The organism is Desulfovibrio sp. TomC, from assembly GCF_000801335.2.
GTDB lineage: Bacteria > Desulfobacterota > Desulfovibrionia > Desulfovibrionales > Desulfovibrionaceae > Solidesulfovibrio.
Window position 1 is genome coordinate 19,598 of record NZ_JSEH01000013.1, and the last position, 24,244, is coordinate 43,841.

At 59.4% G+C, this 24,244-nt stretch carries 23 protein-coding genes and 1 pseudogene; 5 read left to right on the top strand and 19 right to left on the bottom strand.

All coding sequences use genetic code 11. From position 1 onward, the window contains the following. Positions 1-9: 9 nt before the first annotated feature. From NY78_RS13390 to NY78_RS13415, 6 genes are all read right to left on the bottom strand, one after another. Entirely contained in the window at positions 10-480 is a 471-nt protein-coding gene (locus NY78_RS13390) for a Spy/CpxP family protein refolding chaperone (RefSeq protein WP_043636888.1), read from the bottom strand. Beyond that, entirely contained in the window at positions 477-995 is a 519-nt protein-coding gene (locus NY78_RS13395) for an anti-sigma factor family protein (RefSeq protein WP_043636891.1), read from the bottom strand. Before NY78_RS13395 ends, NY78_RS13390 begins: the two co-directional genes overlap by 4 nt. A 27-nt stretch (positions 996-1,022) precedes the next feature. Next, positions 1,023-1,712, bottom strand: a complete 690-nt coding sequence (locus NY78_RS13400; RefSeq protein ID WP_043636894.1) for an ABC transporter ATP-binding protein — start codon at positions 1,710-1,712, stop codon at positions 1,023-1,025. A gap of 3 nt (positions 1,713-1,715) precedes the next feature. Then, positions 1,716-2,918, bottom strand: a complete 1,203-nt coding sequence (locus tag NY78_RS13405) for an ABC transporter permease (RefSeq protein WP_043636897.1) — start codon at positions 2,916-2,918, stop codon at positions 1,716-1,718. After that, positions 2,915-4,072 carry an efflux RND transporter periplasmic adaptor subunit gene (locus NY78_RS13410; protein WP_043636899.1) on the bottom strand — a complete coding sequence of 386 codons (1,158 nt, stop codon included), beginning with the start codon at positions 4,070-4,072 and terminating at the stop codon, positions 2,915-2,917. The genes NY78_RS13405 and NY78_RS13410 overlap by 4 nt, the downstream gene beginning before the upstream one ends. A 167-nt stretch (positions 4,073-4,239) precedes the next feature. Then, positions 4,240-4,794 (bottom strand): RNA polymerase sigma factor, encoded by a 555-nt coding sequence (locus NY78_RS13415; RefSeq protein WP_043637128.1) that lies wholly within the window; start codon positions 4,792-4,794, stop codon positions 4,240-4,242. Between NY78_RS13415 and NY78_RS25520 the strand changes: the two genes are divergently transcribed. Next, a complete protein-coding gene (locus NY78_RS25520; protein ID WP_231583998.1) occupies positions 4,738-4,884 on the top strand; it encodes a hypothetical protein in 147 nt (48 codons plus the stop codon). The two genes, NY78_RS13415 and NY78_RS25520, sit on opposite strands and share 57 nt — an antisense overlap. A gap of 1,056 nt (positions 4,885-5,940) precedes the next feature. Here the strand turns inward: NY78_RS25520 and NY78_RS13420 are convergent. Next, positions 5,941-6,402, bottom strand: a complete 462-nt coding sequence (locus NY78_RS13420) for an Lrp/AsnC family transcriptional regulator (RefSeq protein WP_043636902.1) — start codon at positions 6,400-6,402, stop codon at positions 5,941-5,943. A gap of 116 nt (positions 6,403-6,518) precedes the next feature. Between NY78_RS13420 and NY78_RS23755 the strand changes: the two genes are divergently transcribed. Together NY78_RS23755 and NY78_RS13425 are read left to right on the top strand one after the other, a co-directional pair. Next, on the top strand, positions 6,519-7,142 hold the full coding sequence (locus NY78_RS23755) for a LysE family translocator (protein WP_082140010.1): 624 nt from the start codon (positions 6,519-6,521) through the stop codon (positions 7,140-7,142). A 38-nt stretch (positions 7,143-7,180) separates the two neighbouring features. Further along, complete coding sequence (locus tag NY78_RS13425; protein ID WP_043636904.1) at positions 7,181-7,498, top strand: cupin domain-containing protein; 318 nt, start codon at positions 7,181-7,183, stop codon at positions 7,496-7,498. Between the two features lie 1,420 nt (positions 7,499-8,918). Here NY78_RS13425 and NY78_RS13435 read toward each other — a convergent pair. Both NY78_RS13435 and NY78_RS13440 read right to left on the bottom strand, forming a co-directional pair. Then, positions 8,919-10,259, bottom strand: coding sequence for an ATP-binding protein (locus NY78_RS13435; RefSeq protein WP_043636907.1), 1,341 nt, complete (start codon positions 10,257-10,259; stop codon positions 8,919-8,921). Next, positions 10,256-10,918, bottom strand: a complete 663-nt coding sequence (locus NY78_RS13440; RefSeq protein ID WP_043637130.1) for a response regulator transcription factor — start codon at positions 10,916-10,918, stop codon at positions 10,256-10,258. Before NY78_RS13440 ends, NY78_RS13435 begins: the two co-directional genes overlap by 4 nt. A gap of 100 nt (positions 10,919-11,018) precedes the next feature. Here NY78_RS13440 and dsbD point away from each other — a divergent pair, with 100 nt between their 5' ends. Continuing rightward, positions 11,019-12,794: a protein-disulfide reductase DsbD gene (gene dsbD, locus NY78_RS13445; RefSeq protein ID WP_043636910.1), complete on the top strand. Its 1,776-nt coding sequence runs from the start codon at positions 11,019-11,021 to the stop codon at positions 12,792-12,794. 38 nt (positions 12,795-12,832) lie between these two features. Continuing rightward, the gene (locus NY78_RS13450) at positions 12,833-13,468 is read left to right on the top strand and encodes a DsbA family protein (protein ID WP_043636912.1); all 636 of its coding nucleotides are present in this window, start codon (positions 12,833-12,835) and stop codon (positions 13,466-13,468) included. Positions 13,469-13,730: 262 nt separating this feature from the next. Here the strand turns inward: NY78_RS13450 and larB are convergent, their stop codons facing one another. From larB to NY78_RS13500, 10 genes and pseudogenes are all read right to left on the bottom strand, one after another. Further along, complete coding sequence (gene larB, locus NY78_RS13455; RefSeq protein WP_043636915.1) at positions 13,731-14,486, bottom strand: nickel pincer cofactor biosynthesis protein LarB; 756 nt, start codon at positions 14,484-14,486, stop codon at positions 13,731-13,733. A gap of 21 nt (positions 14,487-14,507) precedes the next feature. Next, positions 14,508-15,080: an asparagine synthase-related protein gene (locus NY78_RS13460; protein WP_043636918.1), complete on the bottom strand. Its 573-nt coding sequence runs from the start codon at positions 15,078-15,080 to the stop codon at positions 14,508-14,510. A 23-nt stretch (positions 15,081-15,103) separates the two neighbouring features. After that, a pseudogene (locus NY78_RS13465) lies at positions 15,104-16,027 on the bottom strand (LarC family nickel insertion protein); the annotation flags it as partial. 147 nt (positions 16,028-16,174) lie between these two features. Beyond that, entirely contained in the window at positions 16,175-17,602 is a 1,428-nt protein-coding gene (locus tag NY78_RS13470; RefSeq protein WP_043636920.1) for a lactate racemase domain-containing protein, read from the bottom strand. Between the two features lie 69 nt (positions 17,603-17,671). Continuing rightward, positions 17,672-18,424 (bottom strand): ABC transporter ATP-binding protein, encoded by a 753-nt coding sequence (locus NY78_RS13475; RefSeq protein WP_082140011.1) that lies wholly within the window; start codon positions 18,422-18,424, stop codon positions 17,672-17,674. A 95-nt stretch (positions 18,425-18,519) separates the two neighbouring features. After that, positions 18,520-19,281 (bottom strand): ABC transporter ATP-binding protein, encoded by a 762-nt coding sequence (locus NY78_RS13480; RefSeq protein WP_043636924.1) that lies wholly within the window; start codon positions 19,279-19,281, stop codon positions 18,520-18,522. Then, positions 19,257-20,069 carry an ABC transporter permease gene (locus tag NY78_RS13485; RefSeq protein ID WP_197084248.1) on the bottom strand — a complete coding sequence of 271 codons (813 nt, stop codon included), beginning with the start codon at positions 20,067-20,069 and terminating at the stop codon, positions 19,257-19,259. Before NY78_RS13485 ends, NY78_RS13480 begins: the two co-directional genes overlap by 25 nt. Next, positions 20,066-20,908: an ABC transporter permease gene (locus NY78_RS13490; protein ID WP_043636927.1), complete on the bottom strand. Its 843-nt coding sequence runs from the start codon at positions 20,906-20,908 to the stop codon at positions 20,066-20,068. Before NY78_RS13490 ends, NY78_RS13485 begins: the two co-directional genes overlap by 4 nt. 117 nt (positions 20,909-21,025) lie before the next feature. Further along, entirely contained in the window at positions 21,026-22,171 is a 1,146-nt protein-coding gene (locus NY78_RS13495; protein ID WP_053062210.1) for an ABC transporter substrate-binding protein, read from the bottom strand. Between the two features lie 117 nt (positions 22,172-22,288). Then, complete coding sequence (locus NY78_RS13500; RefSeq protein ID WP_043636929.1) at positions 22,289-24,244, bottom strand: alkaline phosphatase family protein; 1,956 nt, start codon at positions 24,242-24,244, stop codon at positions 22,289-22,291.

Below are 24,244 nucleotides of genomic sequence, written 5' to 3' on the forward strand. Positions count from 1 at the left end.
CCAGGCCGTTTATTGGCTACAGGGAAGGTTTTGCTGGATGAAACTTCGGCGCATCACCTGGAAAAATTGCTTCTTTTGATCCTGGTTCAGTATTTGTTTCATTTGCAGAATATGGTCGAAAACCATTTGCTGCATCGTGGATTGAAGCTCCAAAATACCTTGCCGGACTTGATTGGCTTTGGACATATCCACGTTATCCTGTTCCATCAGAGACATCATGATGTCACGCTTCCCGTGGATTTCAGTTGATAGCGCGCCAATCTTTTCATGAAACTTTTGCGCCAGGGGTGTTATGGAGGCGAGCTGGTCGGGAGAGAGACCAAGTAATGCATACAAACGATCATCGTTCGAAACAAGGGGACATCCGTTTGGAGGGGTCACACCTCTTGTCTGAATAAATCTCAGGCCGAACATGGCGGCAACACCCAAATTCATGGCCAGGGAAGCCGCCAAAACAGAAATCAATATTTTGTTTTTCATTGTTTCACCTGCGTAACTTCACTTACCAGCACGAAATAACCCTGGGCCAGAGAGCCTCTCGGCGTTGGCGCAAAAACATCCAGCGCGTCCAGGGTCACCGCCTGCTCTTGCGATGTCGCTCCTGTAGCCAATGGTCCAATCCCCTCTTGCCAAAGACTCCGTCCCATCCAGCCCCCCATCATGAGCCCGAACAGGACCATGGCGGCTATAGCGGCGGGAGCGGGAAACATATTCGCCAAGGCATTTCGCCAATCGCGATGGCTCGATGGGGATTGCTCGGTGATTTTTCGCATAACCTCCCGAGCGAATTCCGGTCTTGGTTGCACCGAAATCGAATCGTCCAGGTCCTGCCAGAGTTGCCGCAACTCCACCAAGGCCAGACGGCAGTCCGGGCACTCCTTGAGATGCGCTTCTATTGCCAGAAACCAATCAAACGATACTTCGCCGTCTGCAAAGGCTGACAGCTTCCTGCGAACCGAGGCGCAGTCTTTTTTTGAGGCTGTTGGCTTGTTCATACCGTTCACTCCGTTTGTCGGGGCTGCTCAATGCACTTCATGGGTGATCCGGCCATCACGAACTTCAAATATTCTGTCGAACCCCTCGACCATGCGGTGGTCATGGGTAACAACCAGGATGGCTGATCGGTTTTCCACAGCCAATTTTTTAAGGAGCGCCATGACGTTGTGGCCGTTTTCTGTGTCTAGGGCGGCGGTTGGTTCGTCAGCCAGGATCACCTTGGGCCGGTTGGCCAGCGCCCGGGCGATGGCAACGCGTTGCGACTCACCGCCAGAAAGGGCGGTTGGGTAGTTGTTCAGCCGATGTCCCAGATTCAGTGCTGACAGCAATTCTGCCGCCCGCTCCTTGGCTTCCTTACGGGGGATGTGATTGATTTCGAGCGCAACCATCACGTTTTCCATGGCGGTCAAAAAAGGGATAAGGTTGTGCGATTGAAAGATGAATCCAAGTTTCTCCCGCCGGATGCGTTTGAGATCCTGGCCCGGCGTCCAACCATTCGCGGCAACGACTGTCCCGTCAATGACCACCCGGCCACAGGTGGGTTCATTGATAAGCCCGATGGCGGTCAGAAGCGTCGTTTTCCCAGAGCCGGACGGACCGAGAATGGCCACCAGTTCTCCAGGCGCGACCTGGAACGTGGCGTCCGCGATAGCCGTCACCTCTGTCTCGCCCTTGCCGTAGATTTTCGTCAGACTTTCGATCTCGACCGCGTACATGGACTAGCCTCCCAGGGCTTCCGCCGGTTCGACCCGCATGGCCTTGCGGATGCCGACCAAGCTTGAAATGGTGCAAATGGCCAGGATGAGGACAAAGAGTCCTTGGAGGTCAGAAGCCTCCAGAACGATGCGGCGCGGGAATTTTTCATAGGTCAAGGTGATCAGGGCATAGCCGATGCCGTAGGCCAGTACCCCCATGAGCAAGGACTGCTCCAGGATCATACCCACAATCACCCCATTGGGAGAACCAATGAGCTTGAGTGTGGCGATGACCCGAATCTTGTCGATGGTCGAGGTGTAGATAATAAGCGAAATGATGACCGCCGAGATAACCAGCAGGATAATCCGAAAGAGACCCAGCTGCATTCGCGCCTTTTCGATCAGGCCCATCGTCAGGATGCGGGTTTGTTCGGCTTCGGACATGGCCCGGTAGTGATTCCAGCGACTGATCCGTTCCTGCACGGCTTCCAGATCCGCCCCCGGGGCGAGCCGGGCCACCACGGTGTTCACCACGTGGGTCGATCCGGTGATGCCGGAAATAACCGAGGCCATGGCTGCAGCCTGGGGAGGAGAAAGTGTCTTAATGTCGCTTAGGGTCGCAGCATTCCTTGCCCGATCATTGCGAATGGCATTATTGTCTTTCTTGAATTGAATATCCTGGGCATCAGACAAGCTCACGTAAGCAAGGGGATCTCCACCGGAAGAGACCATTTTCCCGGTTATGCCGACCACCGTATAGTCATGCAGGCCGAGATGGATTGTCTCGCCAAGCTTCATCTGCATCCCCTGAGCAACCACCATCTCGTAATGCTTCTGTCGAATGCCCCGGCCAGCCAGGATAGCCGGAGGGCCGCCAAGGCCTTGCAAGTCGTAGCCGACCAGGAAGAACCGGAACAACTTGCCTTGGCGATCAACCTGAATGGTCTGGAAGGATAAAGGCGAGGCCTCGGCCACGCCGGGAACGGCGGCAATGCGGTATTTCAGGTCTTCTGGTACGCGGGAATTTTCAGCGAACGGGCCATTGGTGTCCTGCTGCACCACCCAGATGTCCGCTGCTGTGGCCTCGCTGATGGACATGGCGTCGGCAAACAGGCCGCGATAGATGCCGCCCATGCTCATCACCACGCCGATGAGCAACCCGAGGCCCAGGGAAGTCAGGATGAAACGCCCTTTATTGTAACGGATATCGCGTACGGCCAGATTCATTGCAACACCTTGGCCCGCTGTCCATCTGCAAACGCACTCATGGCCTGCGTTGGAGCGACCACGATCTGCTCGCCCTCCTCAAGGCCGCTTCGCACCTCCACGAAATCTCGCCGGTCCTCAATGCCTATGTCCACGGCCTTGAAACCAAGCCGACCGTCCTTGAGAACCCATACCCCGCGTGTCTTACCGCGTGAGGCAATCGCTACGGAGGGAAGCGACGGGACGCTGTTTTTCGCACCGGTCACAAGGAACACGTCGGCCTGCTCTCCCAACCGGAAGTGTTCAATGGGTGGTTCAAATATCACATCCACTTCGGATTCCTCGGTGACCCGGTCGCTTTGCCGGCCAATCCGGGCAACCCGCCCTGGAAACTGCTCGCCAGGGGCGCTCCGCAACGTGATGATAGCGGCGTTTCCGACCCGCACCCCAGCCATGTGCGATTCGTCGACATTGGCTTTGATCCATACCGTCCTGGGGTCCGTGAACTGAAAGATGGTCTGTCCCGGAGTCACGATGGCCCCCTGTTCCAAGTCCCTGGACAGGATCAATCCATCACTGGGGGCGTATATCCGGGCATCTGCGAGTTTCGCTTGAGCAAACCTCTGGCTGGCTGTACCCAGTTTCTCGTCCATCCGGGCCGATTCAAGGGCGGCATGAGCCCGACTGACTTCTTCTTTCGCTACCTGGAAAGCAACTTGAAGCTCTTCTGTATCTTTTTTGGGAACATAATCCTTCTCCAGCAGACGTTCGAAGCGTTCGGCGTTTTTTTTCGCCAAATCCACATTGGCCAGGGCCTTTTGCAAAGTGGCTGCTTCAACGTTTTGGGCTGCCTGGGCCTTAAGCACAGAAGCCTCGGCTTGGCGCACCTGCTCGGACAAATCGTCGTTTTCCAACCGGGCCAGCAGCGAGCCCTGCTTGACCAGGTCTCCTTGGTCTGCCTGGAGTTCGACAATCTTCCCCGTGATCTTGCTGGAAATCCCCACGACAATCTTGGCCTCGACCGTTCCATTGCCATAAACCTGTGCCGTCAGATCCCGGCTGACGAGCTTGGTGACCTTAACGGAAACGGGCGCAAAAATGGTTGTCTTCACCAAAACAGCCGTTGCCACAAGAGCGGCCGCCGCAATCCAATACTTTTTGCCGGGTCGTTGCATGGGTACGATTCCTCAAACCGGTTGGTCAGGCAGCAGCCTGAACGCCAAGGACAGAAAGGGGCATGACCGCGCCAAGCCCGATGCCAAAGGAGCCACTACCATTGGCCGGGACTGACTTTTGGCCGCTCCTCAAAAGTGGAACCGGCGAAAGAGAAAAAACCTGCGGTTTATTTGTGGTGGGCGGCCAATTTTTTTAAAAGACTGGCTTTGGCCCTGGCCAGGAGGGCATCCACGGCAGGGACCGAGCAGTCCAGAATGGCCGCAATTTCCTGGTAGGACAATTCTTCATACCGCCTAAGCACCAGGGCCAGCCGCTGGTTGTTGGGCAATGACCGGATGGCGGCCAGGACCAGCTGACTTTGCTCCGCCTGGAGGAGCGCGTCTTCTGGCGAGGATGTGGGGACGATGGGTTCGGGGAATTCCGGAGCGGCAGCGTCACCGGCAGTCCAGAATGATCCGATGAGCCGGATATGACGTCGCCACAGCGATTGCGCTTCGCTACGGCAACAGTTTGCGGTCACCGTGTACAGCCATGTGGTGAATTTGGCTGTCGGGACGTAGTTCCCGCAATGACGCCAAACTCGCAGAAAGACTTCCTGGGCCAGATCATTGGCCACGTCTTCTTTTCCGAAAAATCGATAGATGATTCTGAAAACGGAGGCCTCATGGCGACGGATCAGGCAGGTGAAGGCCATCCTGTCGCCATCCTGCACCAAAGACATGAGTTCTTCGCTGGACAGGCCAGTGCAATCTTTTTTCACGATGTTCTACATGTGCTCGCATCGCTGCAGAACATCAATGGCTCAAAATAGGACCAGGGACAGGCCCATTCCGGTCAAGACCACCCAAAGCACGTCGACATTGCGCCGCAGGGCCGCAAACGCGGCTGCACCGAGCAAGGCGGCAGGACTGTCCAGGGGACGACAAGGCACCGTGTACCGGTGATGGCGGCCATCAGTCCTGCCCGCGTAGCTAATCGGCACGGTGGCCAGGCTCGCTGACGGCGTTTTTTTTCAGGATGCATCTGACATATCCAAATGTCCAACCAGGAACTTTTTGAACAAAAAATATAAATATTACAATGAATTGCGGCAATGCCCCCCCCTCGCCAAGGAGCAAAAATCGTTCTTGGCCAGCCATCTTAGTGCAAAAAACGAAAGGCCCCGACTGTAGAAGCCGGGGCCAGTAAAGTTGCGATGTAAAAATGACTAATGGGTTGTTGTGGCGGCCTCGACTAAGAGTGTAGAGCTCGTGTTTACCACACGTGGAGTTTGCCAGATTGTATTTGTTGCTGGCCTCTAAGTGCTCTACTGCGAGGGAGACTGTCCGACATTTAATTCACCCAATGGCATTCCCTCCGTTAAGATTGCAGACAACCTTCACAAAGGACACGACTAAGATATAGGGCCGGGCCGCAACTCTGTCTAGTGCTTTTTTTGAGGTGGATTCAAAAGAATCACCGTGAATTCAGGCAGTCTGGGAAAAGCTCAATAAGTTCGCTGAGAAATTTGTGCGCATTCCCTGCCGACAGGCCAAGCCCACGGGAAATTGTGCTTTCAGCCTAGGGGGTCCATCCTGGAGCGGGGATGGGACCGGGGGCAAAGGCCCCAGGGCCAGGAAAACGGTCCAGGAAGGGGGCGTAGGTTGCGAATTCAGGGGGGGGGCGGCCGGGGCGGCGCTGGGGGAGAGGACGAGCTGGTCCAGGAAGACCAATGGGGCCGGGTAAATTCCCAGCCACTTTGAATCGCTCCGGCTGTTCCTGCGTCAAACACTGCATCAGGGTCAGTCTTCGATGCCCGTGCCAATGAACCAAATTGTTAAAGTAAGGCTCAGATCATTTAAAAACCGAGATGAAAAACCCTAACCTTTTATCTTGCTATCAATGGAAGAGAACGATCCTTGACAACGTTTTTCATTACGAGAGTCGATGTAAGTCGCTGAACGCTTGGCAGGGTAGAAAGGTGTTCGTCGTAAAGCCGTTGAAAAGAAGGGAGGTCACAAGTTACAATATTCAGGAGATAGTCGAGGTCTCCAAAGAGACGCTGTGCGTCAATCACTTCCGGAACTTTCATGACTGCATCTTCGAACGATTCGACGGCTTGGCGATTACCCTCACGCAAAGTAACAAAAACGAGGGCGGAAAAATTCAGACCTAGCGCACCGGGGTCAAGATGTGCGCGATACCCTTTTATCACACCTGACTGCTCAAGCGCGCGTATGCGGCGATGGCATGGAGAAAGGCTTAGCCCAACCCTGTCGGCCAACTCAGTGACTGAGAGGCGACCGTCGAGCTGAATCTCCGCAAGAATTTTTCTATCAATCTCGTCCATTCGAATAATCCTTCCAAAATTTTCTCCATTAAAGGGAAAAATTGCAAGCACATTCTAATTAAATCAGCATATCCTTTGGCCAGTTTACGACTCCATTACAGCATAGGAGTTCAGACATGGCTATAGGAATTCTCGCGGCATTCTGGGCTGTTTCATTTCTGCTGGTGATATCACCAGGGATGGATTGGGCATACACAATCTCAGCTGGGATGCGCGGTCGGATGGTTTTACCAGCCGTGATCGGGTTATTAATCGGCTATTTGATCATTACAGCAATCATCGCAGTTGGCTTTGGAGTGTTAATTTCGCAGAATGTTATTATCATGACAAGTATAACGGCTTTAGGAACTATATATCTGCTATGGCTTGGAATAAATACGCTGCGTCATCCTTCTGTCCCTCAAGTTGGTGAGGCGCAAGAATCCGATTCATGGTCACGCTGGGCAATAAGGGGCGTTGGTGTGAGCGGCCTAAACCCCAAAGGGTTCATACTATTCTTCGCACTTCTTCCACAGTTCACCGATCCAGCAGCCTCTTGGCCTATCGCTGCTCAGATCATGGCACTAGGAATTGTTCACATTATCAGCTGCGGCGTCATTTATTTACTTGTCGGCTATTGTTCAAAAGCAGTTCTACAAACGAGTCCTCGCGCTGCACGAATAGTGAGTCAATTTTCTGGGGCTTCGATGACTGCTATCGCACTATTGCTATTTGCTGATCAAATCTTGCGTCACTCTTGACCTCTTGATTAACTTCAGAACTAAACGAAGGAGGAAACATGATCGTTAAATCAGAGGATGCGCAACAGAGGAGCTTTCTCGGCGTTGACTTTGTTTTGCTATCACACGGATCCGAGTCCATGGTAGCCAAAATGCTCTATAAAGCAGGGGATAACGTTCCTTTTCATAAACATCCAAACGAGCAAAGCGGCTATATAATTTCAGGAAAATATCGCATCATCTTCAACGATCAAGACCAAGAGATAGGCCCAGGAGATTCTTATACTATTCCTAGGAATGTCGAACATCGCATCGAAATCATATCTCCAGGCGAAGTTCTAGACGTTTTTAGTCCGCCTAGGGCAGATTATATATGACCAATGAAGTTTCCAGGCACTGCGGCTGCTGTTCATTCACGAGTGCGCGTAAAACAAGTCAACCACTAGGATTGTCAGAACAATTTCGGAAGTAAAAGGAGAAGGTCAGCGAAGGGTTCTTGCTGGCCTTCTTTATTGGAATGGGATGTTTGCCGGGGGAAATGAACAAGGTTGATGTTTCCACCCAAGCAAATTTTCAGCGGATGCATCCGAAATATCCAAAAGTCCAACCCGGTGCGAACCCAAAGGAAATCGGGCTTTCAGCCGAGGAAGCACACCCTGGAGCGGGGATGGGACCGGGGGGATAAAACTCCAGCCCCAGAGGAACGGCCCAGGAAGGGGGCGTAGGGCGCGAATCCAGGGGGTGTCCGGGCTGGCGGCCGGGGAGCTGGACAGGAGGAGCCCAGTGTTCGGGAAAAGAGATTTTCATCAGGGCCGAACTTGCGCAACCACGCACTCGAAATGTCCTAATGTCCATCGTCAGGTCGCAGCCGACAGAAATATTCTGCGAAAACAGAACAATAGCCGCATGCAAACGAAACCCAGCGACGCGTAGGTGCGTTCTTGCCGCTGGGCACCGTGACGCCGTTCATTTTCCGCCGCCAACGCATCGGAAATGGCCAAACGTCCAAATCAAGACAGGGAATTTGGGGGACTGTTGGAATTTTTTCCAGGTAACCTCTTGAAAATTTTCAAGAGGTCGCCCCCGGGGTGGGGAGGGAAGCGAGTCAGCCGGCCGGGGCCTGGGCTGTCAGAGCCAACAGGAACGTTGGCGGTGAGTTGGCACGGGGCCAAAGAAAAAGGGGTTACCGATTTCTCGGTAACCCCTTGGCATGCTTCGTGGTGGAGCTGGAGGGAATCGAACCCACGACCTCTTGAATGCCATTCAAAATCCTCCCGAATTCCGATCAACCCCTCAACCATTTATAATTCCTGGAGAATTAGGAATCACTCCGGAACCCTGGGATTTGTTTGTTTCACCCGCTATAAAATGACACAGATTTTGGTCTATTTTTGGTCTAGCAATCACGGAAAGGGACGGGAAAAGCGGGGTAGCGGTGGACAAGTAATAGACAAAATGACGAGGATTTTTAAAAAAGTACAAGAATTGCAGGGTCTTTTCGACCGCCTTCTAAGCAGACGGCCGCAGGTTCGAATCCTGCCGGGCGCACCAGAATAAAATCAAGGGGTTAGGCCATGTTTGGCCTGACCCCTTTTATCATGTGGATAACCGGGTTGGATAACATCCTGGTCAACCATACGGGATAACGAGGAAATTTTGGATAACATCCAGGCAGACGTTGTCCTGCGTAGAGGCAGACGGTGGGGGAGATGGGAATGCGGGGCTGGATACCATGGGGCAGAAAGAGGCAACCGGCCAAGGCCATTTTCCCAGAGCCCGCACTGCCTCCAGACAACCTCAAGGGCATGAACCGGTGGCGCGTGGCAACACAGCCATGGCCTTAAGGCCTCGGCCTCCTTCTCTATTTTCCAGAACAAGACCACCTCCCATTTGCTGCAGCACTGCCTCGACGATTGCGAGCCCCAGCCCGCACCCTGTGGGGGGCTGCCGTTTGCCGCGAAAAAAGCGTTGTGTCGCCAGGGGAAGTTCGTCAGGGGCCAGGCCAGGCCCTTCGTCCTCGATGATCACGCCCTGTCCGTTCGGCATGACATCCCAGGTGATCGCGCCACCTTCCGGCGTATGCTGCACGGCATTTTCATGGAGATTGCGCAAGGCGATGCCGAGCGTTTCCCGGTTCGCCGTGACTATGAAGTCTCGCAGGGCGGGAGCGATGCGGACCGTGACGATCCTTGCCGCCGGCTGCGCCGGTTTGCTGATCTCCTCGATCACGACGCCGACGCATACGCACTCGGCTTGAATGGATTCCAGTCCGCTATCGAGCTTGGCCAGGGTCAGCAGCTGGCGCACCAGGCGTGTGGCGCGGTCAACAGAAAGCAGGATATGCCGCAGGGCTCCTTGCCTGACGCTTGGATCGTCGGCTGCCATGGCGATTTGCGCCTGCGTCTTCAATCCGGCCAAGGGCGTGCGCAGCTCATGAGCGGCGAAGGCCGTGACGTCCCGTTCGTGGCGTCGGGCCGTCTCCACCTTGGCGAAGAGGCTGTTTAAGGCCTCGGCCAGAGGGCGCAGCTCGACCGGGGCGTGTTGTGCCGGTAGAGGCCGCATGTCGTCGGCTTCCCGGGACTTGAGTTCCCCGGCCATGTCGAGCAGTGGCCGCAGTCCGCGTCCCAGGCTCAACCAGATGAGCAGGCTGAGCACGGGAAGCATGAGGAGCGCGGGGATGGAAAGGCCCTTGACCAGATCGGCCACAAGCTGGTCGCGTTGGCCGAGGCGGTCGCCGATCATCACGCGCACGCCCTTGGCGGGATTTTCGATGGTATACACCCGCCAGTTCTCGCCGAGGATGCGGCGATCAGAGAAACCGGTCGCCTTGTCAGTCATGGAGACGTCCGGCGCGCTGCCGGACCGGGCGATGAGGCGTCCGTCCAGGGACCATATCTGGCAGGAAAGCTGGCGTTCGTAGTGTTCCGGCATTGCGGCGGCGCTTGCTGCGGCGGCAAGGGAGGGCTCGCTTTTGGCCACGAGGGAATCGACCATCCGTGCCGCCTCCTGAAGGCGGGTGTCGAGCACATGTTCGAGTTCCGCCTTGGCCCCCACGAAAAGCCAGAGGATGCCGCACAGCCATATGACGCCCGTGGCAGCGACCAGGATGGTAAAAAGACGCCGACGCAGAGACGTCATGGGGCGACCCGCATCCGGTAGCCGAGTCCGCGCACCGTTTCTATTTTTTCCCGGCCTACCTTGGCCCGCAAATGATGCACATGCACCTCCACTGCGTTGCTTTCCACTTCCTCGCCCCAGCCGTAGAGGCGATCCTCGATTTCACCTTTGGAGCGGATCGCGCCGGGATGCTCCATGAGGAGCGCCAGGACCGCGAATTCCCGCCGGGACAGCATGAGGGGCTGGCCATCCAGGGAGGCGGCCAAGGTTGACGGGTCAAGCTCGACGCCGGCGGACCTCAGGGAAGGGGCTGCACGGCCGGCGCCACGCCGTCCGATGGCCCGGATGCGCGCGGCCAGTTCGTCCAGATCAAAAGGCTTGCCGAGGTAGTCGTCGGCGCCGAGGTCGAGTCCTTTGATCCGATTCGAAATTTCATCAAGGGCGGTGAGCAGAAGTATCGGGGTGCGATCTTCCCGTTGGCGCATGCCCTTGAGCACATCAAGCCCGGAACCGTCCGGCAACATCAGGTCGAGCACCATGGCGTCGAAGGCCGTCGTGGCCAGTGCCTCACGGGCTTGAGCGCAGGTGCCGACCAGGTCCACGGTCATTCCGGCCAAGCCAAGTCCCACCTTGAGCCCGTCGGCAAGGACCTGATCGTCTTCGACAATAAGAATCCGCATGTCCGTTTCCTCCACCCGCCCCGGTTTCCTTTTTGCGCCTTAAGGCTGGCTTAAGGTGGGCAGTGAAACTGAGGGAAACTTCATTCAAGGAAGGAGCAGCATGTCAAGAGCATTTCCGTGGACGTACAGCCTGGCCTTTTTTGTCGCGCTGATCCTGCTTCCCGCCGTAGTGTCCGCCAAGACGCCGCCGCCAGCCGATGCGGTATTCCGACTGAGCGTCGTGCGAGGCGGCGACAAGGCCCTCATCTGCACCTGGGACATCGCCCCAGGGCATTATCTGTATCAGGACCGGATCGATGTGAGGACCGACGACGGCAAAGCCGTGTCCCTCATGCTGCCCGCCGGGGTGGAAAAAGACGATCCAACCTTCGGGACCGTACGCATTTATCATGATCGCGTGGAGGCGCCCATTGCCCGGGCGACCCTGCCTTCCTCGGGCGCGATCCATGTGACCTACCAAGGTTGCGCTGCACATGGCGTGTGCTACCCCCCCGTGCGCCAGAGAATCGATCTGTCCACGCTTTCGGTGACTCCGGAAGCAAAGGGTTTTGCACCGGAACCAGTCCGGTCCGCCGGGCCGGGGCAAACCGCGCAAGGCAAGACGGATGGGGTGTTTGCGTCCAAACTTTCCGGCGGCATGCCCTCTCTGCTGCTCAGCTTTTTGGGCTTCGGCCTGCTTTTGGCCTTCACGCCCTGTGTCTTCCCCATGGTGCCGATCCTTTCCGGCATGCTGGCCCGGTCCGGCCAGGAGCTTTCGGCCCGGAAAGGACTTGTCCTTTCCGCCGCCTACGTGCTGGCCATGGCCCTGGCGTATGCGGCCCTTGGCGTTGTGGCTGCCTGGTCGGGTCAAAATCTTCAGGTTTGGCTGCAAAGGCCCGTGGCGATCGTCGTGATGGGCCTTGTATTCGTGGTCCTCTCGCTTTCCATGTTCGGCCTGTACGATCTGGCCTTGCCGGCATCCCTCACTGCGCGCCTGTCACGGGCCACGGGTGGAGGCGGGGGCTCCGTCGGCGGCGCAGCGCTGCTCGGTTTCGGATCGGCTCTCATCGTCGGCCCCTGTGTGACGCCACCGCTGGCCGCGGCGCTTTTGTACGTGGCGCAAACAGGCGATGTCGCCAGGGGCGCGACGGCCTTGTTTGCCTTGGGCCTTGGCATGGGGATGCCGCTCCTTGCCTTCGGCGCATTTGGCGGCAGGTTGCTGCCCAAATCCGGGGCTTGGCTTGTCATGGTCAAGCAGGTTTTCGGTTTTCTCTTCCTGGGGTTGGCGATCTGGATGCTGGGGCGGGCGCTGCCTGGGCAGGTGACCCAAGGATTATGGGGGCTATTGGCGATCACGGCCGGGTTGTGGTTCGGCCTGCTGCGAAGCCATGGGCACGGGATGCGTCTGGCCGGCGGCGGGGTTGCCCTTTTCGGGACATTCCTGCTTGCGGCCAGTTTGGGCATTTTCCCTCTTTCTTGCCCGCTTGCGGCCTGCGTTGATGCGCCGGCGGCCTCCATGGGCACGGCGGGCGGTTTCTTCCGCAAGGTGAGCACTACCGAGGGGTTTAATATGGCCATGGCCGAGGCCCGAGCCAAGGGCCAGCCTATCCTGGTCGATTTTTCCGCCGACTGGTGCGTTGCCTGTCGGGAGATCGACCAGGAGGTCATGGCCGATTCGGCCGTTCACTCCCGCCTGCTCAATGTCTCCATCATCCGCGTTGACGTAACGGCGGACACTCCGGAGAGCCGCGCGCTCATGCAGCGTTTCAACGTCATAGGACCGCCTACCATGCTGTTTTTCAATGCCCATACCGGCCTGGAGATGGACAACAGCCGGTCTGTCGGCGCGGTTTCCGTCGAACAGTTTCGCCAAGCCCTTGAACAGGTCGGTGCATAAGCCGGCTTCCCGTAAACCACGAAAGAAAGGATGCACACATGAAATCGACTGGTTTGTTGGCACTTCTCGTCTGTTTGGCCCTAGTCGCCGCCATCACGCCGTTGCGGCATGCCGTCGCAACGCAACAACCTGTGGATGCCGCCGCCATAATCGACGATCCATCCGCCCCTGTCACCGGCAATCCCAAAGGTGATATCACCATCGTCGAGTTTTCCGACTATAATTGTCCCTTTTGCAAGCAATCTGCTGCGGCTCTTGAAGAATTGATCAAGTCAGATGGCAAAATTCGTGTTGTCCACAAGGATTGGCCTGTGCTGACGGATGCCTCGGCCTATGGGGCGCGACTGGCCCTGGCCGCAGGTTATCAGGGGAAATATGCCGAGGCCAATGCGGCGTTGATGCGCATCCCGGGTATGCGTATTTCCAAGGAACGGATGTTGGAAGCCGTCAAGGCCTCGGGTGTGGATATGGACCGTCTGGAAAGCGATCTCAACACCCATGCAAAGGAGATCGTCGCCCTGTTGGAACGCAATTCCGAACAGGCCGAAACGCTGGGTCTGCAAGGGACGCCGGCATTTCTCGTCGGCCCCTACCTTGTCCCCTCCGCTCTTGGCTACGACAGTTTCAAGCAGGTCGTCGCCGATGCGCGGACGAAAATGAAAGGCGACAAGTAAAGAGACTTTCTGGGGTTGCTCCTTGCAGACGGTCCAGGTTCGAGTTCTGGCAGGAGCACTACAGGCATTTAAAGGGGTTAGGTCGTTTTGGCCTAGCCCCGTCGGCTTTTGGGATAACCTCTCGGGGTAATATCTTGGCCAACCTGAGTTCCGTTCGGCCAACTGGAGTCGGGGAATTTTTTGCCTAACCCCTATTCTAGAAATGTATGCCAGACAGGCTTCGAACCCCGGGCCGGGCCGTCCGCGTCAGGCGGAGGCGTCGTCAGTTCGGGAAGATGTTGTTGATCTTGCAGGCCGCGCAAGCTGCGCCGAAACCGTTGTCGATGTTGACCACGGTCACGCCGCTGGCGCAGGAAGTGAGCATGCCAAGCAGCGCGGAGAGTCCTGAGAAGCAAGCCCCGTAGCCCACCGAGGTGGGCACCGCCACGATGGGTTGGGACAGCAGCCCTCCAACGACGCTGGCCAGCGCTCCTTCCATGCCAGCCACCACGACGAGCACCCGGGCCTTGCGAAGCTCGTCGAGCTTGCCCAGGAGCCGGTGGATGCCGGCCACGCCCACGTCGGAGATGACAAAGGCCCGACTGCCGAGCATTTCACAGGTTACGCGGGCTTCTTCGGCTACCGGGAGGTCGGAGGTCCCGGCGGTGATGATGCCGATCTCCCCCGCCCGGTAAACGATATCTCCCCGGACAGCGGTCAAGGTGCGCCCAAGGGGGTTGTACCGGACTTCCGGACAGACGGATTGCACATGCGCGGCCATTTCGGGCGAAACCCGGGTGGCCAGGACGTTTGCGTGCTCACGCATGCGAACGAATATGTCGCCCACCTGTTCCGGGGTCTTGCCCTCGCCGTAGATCACTTCGGGGAAGCCGTTTCGCAGCGCGCGGTGCAGGTCGATCTTGGTGTGGCCGATGTCCAGGAAGGGGAGATCGCGCAGTTGCTCCATCCCCTGTTCCACATCGAGGCTGCCGTTTTGGATGCCGGTCAGCAATTGCTTCAACGTTTCCTGTGTGTTCATGGTCTTCAATCTTGTTTTCGCTTACGCGGTCTTTTCGTTAAGGCTGCCCATGCGGTAGCCGGCGAGATCCACGGTCACATAACGGTAGCCCAGCGCCTTGAGTCGGGCGTCGATCCCATGACGCCTGTCCGCTTCGACCATCCCGGCGACCCGGTCGTGCGGCACTTCAATGCGAGCGAGATCGCCATGGCTTCGCAGCCGCACCGCAGTCAATCCCAGATTTTTCAGGAGGGCTTCGGCCTGGTCGATGCGCCGCAGCTCCACGGACTCGATGCGTGTGTCGTGGGGAATGCGCGAGAGAAGACACGCCCCGGAGGGCTTGTCCCAGACAAGGCCATGTTCCCTGGAAAGATCCCGGTGGCGGACGTTTACGGCCTGAGCCGTGCGTTTGGCCTCCTCGACCTCCGATTCCGGCGTGTAGTCGGCGGCGATGGTGACGGCCAACACGTCGTCAGCCAGGGCTTGCCTGGCGGCATGCAGCAAAAAAGTACTGTCCAATCCACCCGAGAACGCGACCACGACCTTTTGCATGGAGCGCAGTTCGCAAAGCAGGTTCCGGTACTTTTGGTCTTTTGGCGGCAGAGAGGGCGTCATGTCCTTCACCCCTTTCCAGGCCTGTCGACCTCGGCCAGGTGGACCCGCAGGATATTGGGAATGTCCATGTCTCGGTGGCCGATGCCGTAAGCGGTCTTTTCCGTCACCATCGTTGGGGTTAAGGTGAAGGTGTCCACCAGGGTCGCCAGGATAGCCGCGCCCGTCGGTGTTGCGGTTTCCTGTTTCACCGCGCCTCGGGTGGTCGGGATGCCGTGCAGGATCTCCATCGTGGCCGGCGCGGGGACCGGGATGCAGCCGTGGGCGCAATGGACAAAACCGCCCCCCAGTTCCACCGGGGACGCCCACACCGCGTCCACGCCCAACTGGTGGAAACAGATGGCCGCGCCCACGATGTCCACGATGGAGTCGGTGGCTCCCACTTCATGGAAATGGACTTCGTCGACAGTCTTCCCGTGGACGCGGGCCTCGGCCGCAGCCACTTTGCGAAAGATGCGCAGACTCGTGGCCTTGATCGCATCATCCAAGGCGCTCCCCTGGATAATGGCCTCGATATTGGCGAGATTCCGGTTCGGGCCATGTGCGTGACGGTGTCCCCGGTGCGCCTGGCCATGTTCGTGCCCGTGCCCGTGCTCGTACTGGTGCGCTTGGCCATGTTCGTGCTCGTGCGCCTGACCATGTTCGTGCTCGTGCCCGTGCTCGTGCGTATGCACGTGGTCCCCATGGTGGTGGTCATGGGTATGCTCGTGCATGGCGGCGGCGTGTCCGTGATCATGGCCCGCCGCCTCATGCGTGAGCACAACGTCCACCCTGGTGCCGACAATCCCGTGGCGGGCGTCGGTGGCGACGCGCAGCGCGAATTCATGATCCAGCCCGAGTTTGGAGAGCTCGGTCCGCAGAGACTCGGGATCAACGCCGAGGCCGATCATGGCGGCCAAATTCATGTCGCCGCTAATCCCGGCAAAGCAGTCGTAAAAGAGTATTTTCATCGTTCGAGGCATTCCCTGGCGTTGGGACCGTGGTTTGTTGATCGGGGAGCATATGACGAAGGGGGCGAGGGAACCCTGTGGCGGCAAAAGAGGCACGGGGGCATCCTGCGTCCCTCTTGCCGCACAGGTCTGTTGGCGGAGAACGTTCTACTTCTTCAGATGCAGATGCACGCCCATACCGCCGGTGAAGCAGTCCGGCGTGCAGAGAATGCGGGGGGTCTTGCCCACGTGGCGCTGGGCCATGGCCATGGCCTCCTTGAAGGTTGCCGTGGGGGTGAAACCCATGCCCCGGGCGTATCCGGGAGCCTTGGCTCCGGCAATGTACACAGCCGAGGTCCGCTGGGCGGGCACGCTGCCGCCGCTGATCATGGACATGGCATGGTAGGGGTGGTAGGTGTTGTAATTGGAATAGGAGTAGCAATATTCGGGGTTGGCGGAGAGGGCGTCGGCGTCCTTCGAAGTCAGGAATTCCGCCGGGGTGCAATACTTCTGCAACGCCTCGTAGGTTTCCGCGTAGGATGGGAACCATTTGGGATTGAACCAGCCGTCGCACACGGCCGCGGCGATGATGACCCCGCCTTCCCGGAAGGCGCCCCAGCAGCGCGAGAGCTGGCCGCCGATGGCCAGGCTCATGAGAATGGGGTTGGAGCCCATGCCCGGGCCGTAGTGGAAATTGCGGGGCAGGCCCATGATGAGCACGTCGGCCGGTTCGGCGGCGTCGAGGGCGTAGTTCGTGCGCTTGTCGGCCAGCGGCCAGGTGGCTTTTTCGATCTCGCCGAGCAGGCCGGCCTGCACGTCGAGCACTTGCGCCTTCTTGCCGATCACGGCGTCCACGCCGAAGATCATTTTGCCGATGCCTTTTTCGATGGCTTCGCCGATGGAGCGGAACTGGTGGCGCTGGTGCGAGTGGGGGGTCGCGCCCAGCCAGTCGTCGCGGTGCATGGTCTTGGGGCAGTGGTGGGAGCTGATGCAGCGCCAGGTGGTATGGCCGGTCACGAGCATCTTGTAGCCGCCGGAATAGCCGCCGTAGGGGTTGCCGGAGCAGTGTCCGACCACGATGGGCAGGTCGGCCTCGGCCAGGAGGCGGCTGACCTGCACGATGTTGCCCATTTCGTCTTGGCCGAGGTCCACGATGTCCGGGGATTCGGCGTCGTGGTTCAGGAGCCTTCCCGGCCAGAACATGTCCACGATCTCTTTGCCCAGGTACCAGTACCATTCTTCCAGCGTGTTGTGCCGGTGCAGGCCCGGGGCGCACAGCAGCGTGATGTCTTCCAGGCGCACCCCGGCGGCGAGCAGCTCCTCCACGATGATGGGGATGGCCACCCGGCGGTGGCACTGCGGCCCGGCTCCGCCTTTGACGCGGTCGGGGAAGCCGATGACCACCTTTTGGCCGGGCTTGGCCAGTTCGCGCAAGGGCGGCGTGCCCAGGGGATTGGCCAGGGCCCGACGGGTGGCCGCGGCCGGATCAACGGCCGGCGGGTCGGTGTCCACTTCGGCCAGCCGCAGCACGTTCGCGCTGTCGGGCAGTTCCACGCGCATCTTCGTATCGCCGTAATCCAACAAAACGTCTTGCATGACTGTCACCTTGGTTTGCGTTGTCCGGCAGGAGGCCTGTCGGAGCCAATAAAGCGCGGGAAGTCCCCGCTACCACCACTTGATTTTTTCCGTCACGGCATTGCGGATGGCGACGAATTTGGGATCGTCGAAACGTCGCGGCCTTGGCAGGTCGACGATCACCTCTTCCTTGATGGTTGTCGGCTTGGTGGAGAGGATGAGGATGCGTTGCGCCATGTAGACGGCTTCCTCGATGTTGTGGGTGATAAAGACCACGGTGGTCCCCAGCTCCTGCCACAGGCGGATGACCTCGTCCTCCAGGAAAAACCGCAGCTTGACATCCATTTGCCCATAGGGCTCGTCCATGAGGAGCAGATCCGGATTCATGGCGAAGGCCCGGCCGATGATGATGCGCTGCTCGGAGCTGACCGAGAGTTGATGGGGATAGCTGTTGCGCAGCTCCTGGAGACCGAGCATCTTGATGATCATTTCCGTGCGTTCGTCGATGACGTCCTTGGGCAGCTTCTTGATCTCCAGGCCAAAGCGCAGGTTTTTTTCCACGGTGAGCCAGGGAAACGCCGACGGCTCCTGGAACACGAAGGCCAGGTTGTGTTTCTTCGGATCGGCGGATTCGCCGTCGATGAAGAGGTCGCCGCGCGTGGGGCTGTAAATGCGGGTCAGGAGGTTTAAAAAGGTGGTCTTGCCGCAGCCGGTGGGGCCGACCACGCAGACGAATTCCCCTTTCTTGATGTTGAAAGAGATGTCGTCGAGGACGTGCAGGTTGCCGAAGTATTTGGTCAGGTTCTTGACCTCGACCTTGATCTCGTCGGGTTGCGTCGTCATTTCGCGCTCCATGGAAGGCCGCGCGAGTCCGCGGGCCCGTGGTCCGAGGGGTGAAGGGCTTTTCGGAGCATGATGCCGTCGTGTCCTTGGGCGGCCTAAAGGGCCAAATCCATGTTGTCCGCGATTTCCTTGCGGATGGCCAAAAAAGCCGGGTCCGTCATGTTGCGCGGACGGGGCAGGGAAATGTCATAGATGTGCTTGATGCTCGCCGGACTGTTGGAGAGCAGAACAATGCGGTCGCCGAGATAGACGGCTTCCTCAATGTTGTTGGTCACGAAAAGCACGGTGCGTTTTTCCTGCTGCCAGATGCGCTGGATCTCGTCTTCCATGGCGTAGCGCGTCTGGGCGTCGAGCTGCCCGAAGGGCTCGTCCATGAGCAGGATTTCCGGATTGCCCGTATAGGCGCGGGCAATGCCGACGCGCTGCTTCATGCCGCCGGAAAGCTCGAAGGGGTAGCATTTCTCGAACCCCTGCAACCCGACCAGATCGATGTACTTCTGCGCGTTCTCCCGCCAGACGGCCTTGGCTATGCCGGCGATCTGCGGGCCGAAGGCCACGTTGTCGAGAACGGTTTTCCAGGGCATGAGCGCCAGTTTCTGGAAGACCATGGCGATGCGGGGATCGCTGCCCACGATGCGGTTGCCGTCGAGGAAGACCTCGCCGTCGATGGGTTGTTCCAGGCCGCCGATGATGTTGAGCAGCACGGACTTACCGCACTGGCCCGGCCCCAGGATGACGAGGAACTCGTTGTCGTAGACGTCGAGGGAGACGTTCACGATGGCGTCGCGCACTTCGTTGTTGACGACGTAACTCTGGGAAATGTGCCGCAAGCTCAGCTTGAGGATTTTTTCATCCATGGACACAGTATCAACTCCGTAAGTTGGGTGACCACCGCAAGAAGGGCTCCGACCAGTCCGATGAAGATCATGGAGAGCAGCACCAGCGGCATGTCCAGGGAGTCCATTCCCCGGATGATGAGAAAGCCCACGCCCGATTTGCCGCCGAGCATCTCGGCCGCGAGCACCACCATCCAGGCCGCGCTGGTGGAGGTGCGGATGCCGGCGAAAATGGCGTCCAGGGACGAAGGAATGGCGATCTTGTAGAGCTTCTGGCGGGCGTTGGCGTTGAAGATGGTGCCCACGTCCAGGTAGATTTTCTGGACGTAGCGCATGCCGGCGTGGGTGTTGACCACGATGGCCGGGATGGCGCCGATGAAGACCAGCAGGATTTTGGGAAATTCCCCCAGTCCGAACCAGATGGTGATCAGCGGAATCCAGGCCAGGGGCGGTATCGACCGGAAGGCGGTGAAAAGCGGCGTGAGCAGGGAGTCGCTTTTCCGGTACCAGCCGGTCAGGATGCCAAAGCCGATGCCGAACACCCAGGCGCAGACCAGGGCGATGCACACCCGTTGCAGGCTGGCCCAGACATGGCCGAAGATGTTGAGTCCCTTGATGGGATGCTCCATGATCAGCACGAAGCGGTCCCAGGTGGCTGTGGGCGAGGGGAATCTGGCGTGTTCGCCGTGGGAGACAAAGACCCACAAGGCCAGCAGCAGGGCGACGGACACGAAGGGCAGCACCATGCGGATGCGTTGCCACCTGAGCTCGTGCCGCTCCATTTTGCTCATGATAACTGGTGTTTTCATTGCTTTTTCCACCCCAGGACCCTGTTTTCCACCAGATCAAGCAGCGCCACGAACAAGGTACCGATGACGCCGATGACCGCGATGCCCAAGATGACGATGTCGGCCCGGGCGAACTGGCGGCCCATGATGATCATGTAGCCAAGCCCGCTGTCCGCCGCGAGCATCTCGGCCGCGACCAAGGTCGCCCAGGAGTTGCCGAGAGCCACGCGGATGCCGGCGAAGACCATGGTCATGGCCGAGGGACAGCCCACTTTCAGGAAGATGGTGAAGTTGGACGCGCCGCAGGTCTTGGCCACGTTGATAAGCGCCGGGTTCGTCTGGCGGATGCCCGTGTAGGAATTGATGAGGCAGGGCACGAACGCGGCGAAGAACACGATGAAGGCCTTGGCCTGGAGGTCGATGCCGAGCCAGACGATGGTCAGGGGAATCCAGGACACGGGCGGGATGGGCCGGATGATCTCGAAGATCGGGCGCATGAAGCTGTCGAAGGCCTTGTACCAGCCCATGAGCAGCCCCAGGGGAACCCCGATGACGATGGCCAGCCCAAAACCCGTCAGGGCCACGGTGAGGCTCGACAGGATGTTGACGCCAAGGACGGCGCCGTCCGGACTCGGATCGACAAGCTTCACGAAAAACAAGCGGACGATCTCAATGGGCGAAGCCAGGAAACGTTCCGACAGCAATCCGGACGCCGCAATGGCCTGCCAGATGAGCAAAAACCCCAGGATGCCCAGGACAGACAGCGCGATGGCGGTTTGTTTGTCCTTTTGTTTCTGGCGCTTCACCAGTGCGACGCGTTCGGCCTCGCTGAGCCGGGCCGCGGACGGTGGTTGTGTCATAGCCGTATTGTCCCCCTGTTCCGTCGCCCAAGCATCGACGGGAGATTATCCGTATTTTCTCCAAACTCGCCGGTGCGGACCGAGGGGGCCCAAGCCCCCTCGGCGGTCCGCGTGCGCTTACTGCGCGGCAAGGCCCTGCGCCTGCATCACCTGCTTCGCCGCTTCGGCGATGGCCGGATCAATCAGGTGCTCCTTGATGATTTTTTCCTTGTCCTGGGCGCTGTACTTGTTTTGGGAGATGAAGAAATCCATGCCGGAGAAGATCTCGCGCTGGGCCTGGGTGAGGGGAATCCCCGTGTAGAGGCCGCTGGTGTCCGTGGTGGCCACGGTCATGGTGTCGATGGCCTGCTTGAGCGGCTGTCCGGCGAACCACTCCATGACGCGCTGGGCGATGGTCGGCGTGCAGGCGATGCCTTCCTCCTCGCAGTTTTCCTGGAAGTAGTGGGCCGCCTTCTTGAGGTTGGCGTCGTTGGCCTTGATCCACTGGCAGGTGAGGTGGAAGACGAGGTAGGCGGTGGTGAGCAGTTCCTTTTTCTCCTTGAGGGACTGCTCGGTGGCCAGGGTGGCGCAGGGGGCCATGACGTCGAGGCTGCGGGCGTCGGCGATGCGCACGAAGCCCTTGTCGTCGGCGGTGAAGGCGATGGCGTTCCACACGCCCAGGCCGTCGCCCTGCTTGCCCGTGAAGCCCGTCAGGGCGCTGGCCACGTCCATGTTGACGGACTTGACGTCCGAAAGCCCGAGCCCGACATTTTTGAGCGCCGCCACGAGGGTGGCCTGGGCCGTGGTGCCCAAGGGATAGAGCCAGGTGGTACCCTTCCAGTTGTCCGGATTTTTCGCGTCCTTGGCCAGGGGGCTGTCGGGGCGCACGAACAGGGCCAGGTTCTTTTCGTAATCAGAGATGCCGATGACCCGCAGGTTGTAGCCGACCATGCCGGCCAGCATGCCGCCCAGGCCGCAACCGCCGATGTCCCAGTTGGCGTTGGCCTCCATCATGGCTGGTCCGTTGGTGAACGTTTCGTACTTCAGTTCGATGTTGAGTTCCTTGAAAAAGCCTTCCTTGTCGGCGATGTAGAAGGGGATGGACAAGGGGGAGCCGGCAAAAAAACCTACCCGCAGCACCTGTTTTTTCTCATAGGGCTTGAGGCCGAAGGTTGTTTTGGCGCCACTGGCGGCGGGGTCGGCGGCAAAGGCGGGGGCGCTGGCGCAGGCCAACACCAGCATGCCGCAAAAAATGATGGCCAAGAAACGGTGTGCTCTGTGCATGGTAGCCTCCTGTGTTTGGAATACGCACATCGTAACGGCGCTAGACCAAGACGACCCACTGCCGGGGAATGCGCCGTTTATTGCTGATAACCTCTGGCAACGTCCTGCCCGCGCCCCTTATTCGGGGCCGGACGCGACGGCCGCGCCCATGACGTTGCCCTCGCAGTCCTTGGGCTGCGGCACGCCGAGCAGGGCGGCCACGGTAGGCGCGATGTCGATGATGTTGGCCGGAATGTCGCGTTCGACGGCGGCCACGCCGGGACCGTGCATGACGAGCAGGCAGTGCATGTCCGGTTCGTGGGGGAGGGCGGTGTGCACGCCCGTGAAATGGCGTCCGAGAACGGCCGGTTCGAACATCTCCGGGCTTTCGATGACGCGCTCGGTGCCGTCACGGTATTTGACGGCCGCGCGGTAGACGAAGGGGCAGTTCATGTACCGGCGGCGGATGGCGAACAGCACGTCGCCCACGCGCTCGAATCCCTGGCGCTCGTACACGCCGAACTGGGAGGCCAACTGTCGCGGCAGGGCGACCTCCACGACGCGTTCGCCGGTTTCCGGATCGCGCCAGGCGAGCAGGGCGTCGATGATCTCGTTTTGCACCTTTTCGTAGTCAGCCGGATCGACGCAGCCATGCGGATCGCGGCCGCGTAGGTTGACAAAGAGATGGGCGTGGCAGGGTTCCAGGGGGAAGCACTTGGTCTTGCTCCAGTCGATGACCATCTCTCCGGTGGCGGGATCGATGGTATAGGCGAGCAGCCCGGCTTCCTTGAGGAATTTTTTCATGTAGGGACTTGAGGCCAGGGCGGAAAAGCCATGGTCGGACACCAGGACCACAAGGGTTTCGTCCAGGTCGACGTCCTTGAGGATGCGGCCGACGGCATTGTCCACCTGGACGTAGCCCTGGCGCAGTATATCCGTCCAATATTCCACCCGTTGCGGATCGTAATGGGGCGAGGAGGGATCGAGCGCCCCGTACATGACGTGCTGCAGGTGGTCCACGGTGCCGACCCAGGTGTAGACCGAGTCGATGTCCTCGCGCTGCAAGGCGTACTTCGTGGCCCCGCCCCACCAGTCGGCCAGTTGGCGCAGCTGGTCCATGTAGGTGGGCAGTTCCAGCCAGCCGTCCATGAAGGACCAGGGGTCGTCCACCTCGATGTAGGGGCCGGCCGCGGCCTCGACCTCGGGGGTGATGGACGGGGGCAGGGTATAGGACTCGGCGGTGTTGACCGCGCTGTGGAAGAGATGGAAGGCCGTGGCGTCGGCCGACAGGGCGGCCAGGTGGAGGCGGAAGCGGCCCCGGCGGGGCTTGCCGTCCTTGTCCGTGAAATCCTCTTCGATCCAGTCGCTCCAGCCGCCCGGGGACAGCACGGCCACGGCCTTGGCCGCATCCTTGGACGGGGCGATGGTCATGGCGTCGTAGCCGGCCGCGCCGCTGGCGGTGATCACGACGTGGTAGCGCGGCCCCTTGGCGTAGACCGGCGGGACGTCGATGGTGAATTCCAGGGGCGGCAGGGCGCTTGCGGGGAGATTTTTCCAGTCCGTCGCCGGCGTCGGGGCGACCGGCACGGCCCGGCCGGGAACCTGGTCGCAGGGGAGCTTTTCCGGCGCGAAGACCGCGCTGCCGGCCACGTCCCAAAGGGGCATGTAAAAATAGCGGAAGGGAGGGTTGAGCGAGGCGGCGATCTGGATGCCGTGCTCCTCGGGGAGCTCCATGGGCCAGGTGACGGGCCAGTTGATCAGGGCCACCCGGCGGCCGACCCTGTTTTCGCTTTCCCAGAGGGTCTCGGCCATCAGCAGGCGTTTGTCGAAGGAGGTTTGCCAGGAGTTGAGCTCCTCGCCGGGCATGCGCACCATGAGGCTGGGGATGCCGCAGGTGCCGGGGCCGGCTCCGGTGACGATGGCGCACCAGGCCGCCGCGGTGAGCGGCGGGAAGGTGGGGATGACGCGGGTGCTGAATCCGCCTTGCATGAGGCGGGCGATGTTGGGCAGGCTCCCTTCCGCGGCGAACCGCTTGACGTAATCCGGCAAGGCGGCGTCAACGCCAAGCATGAGCAGTTTTTTCGCTTTTGCCAT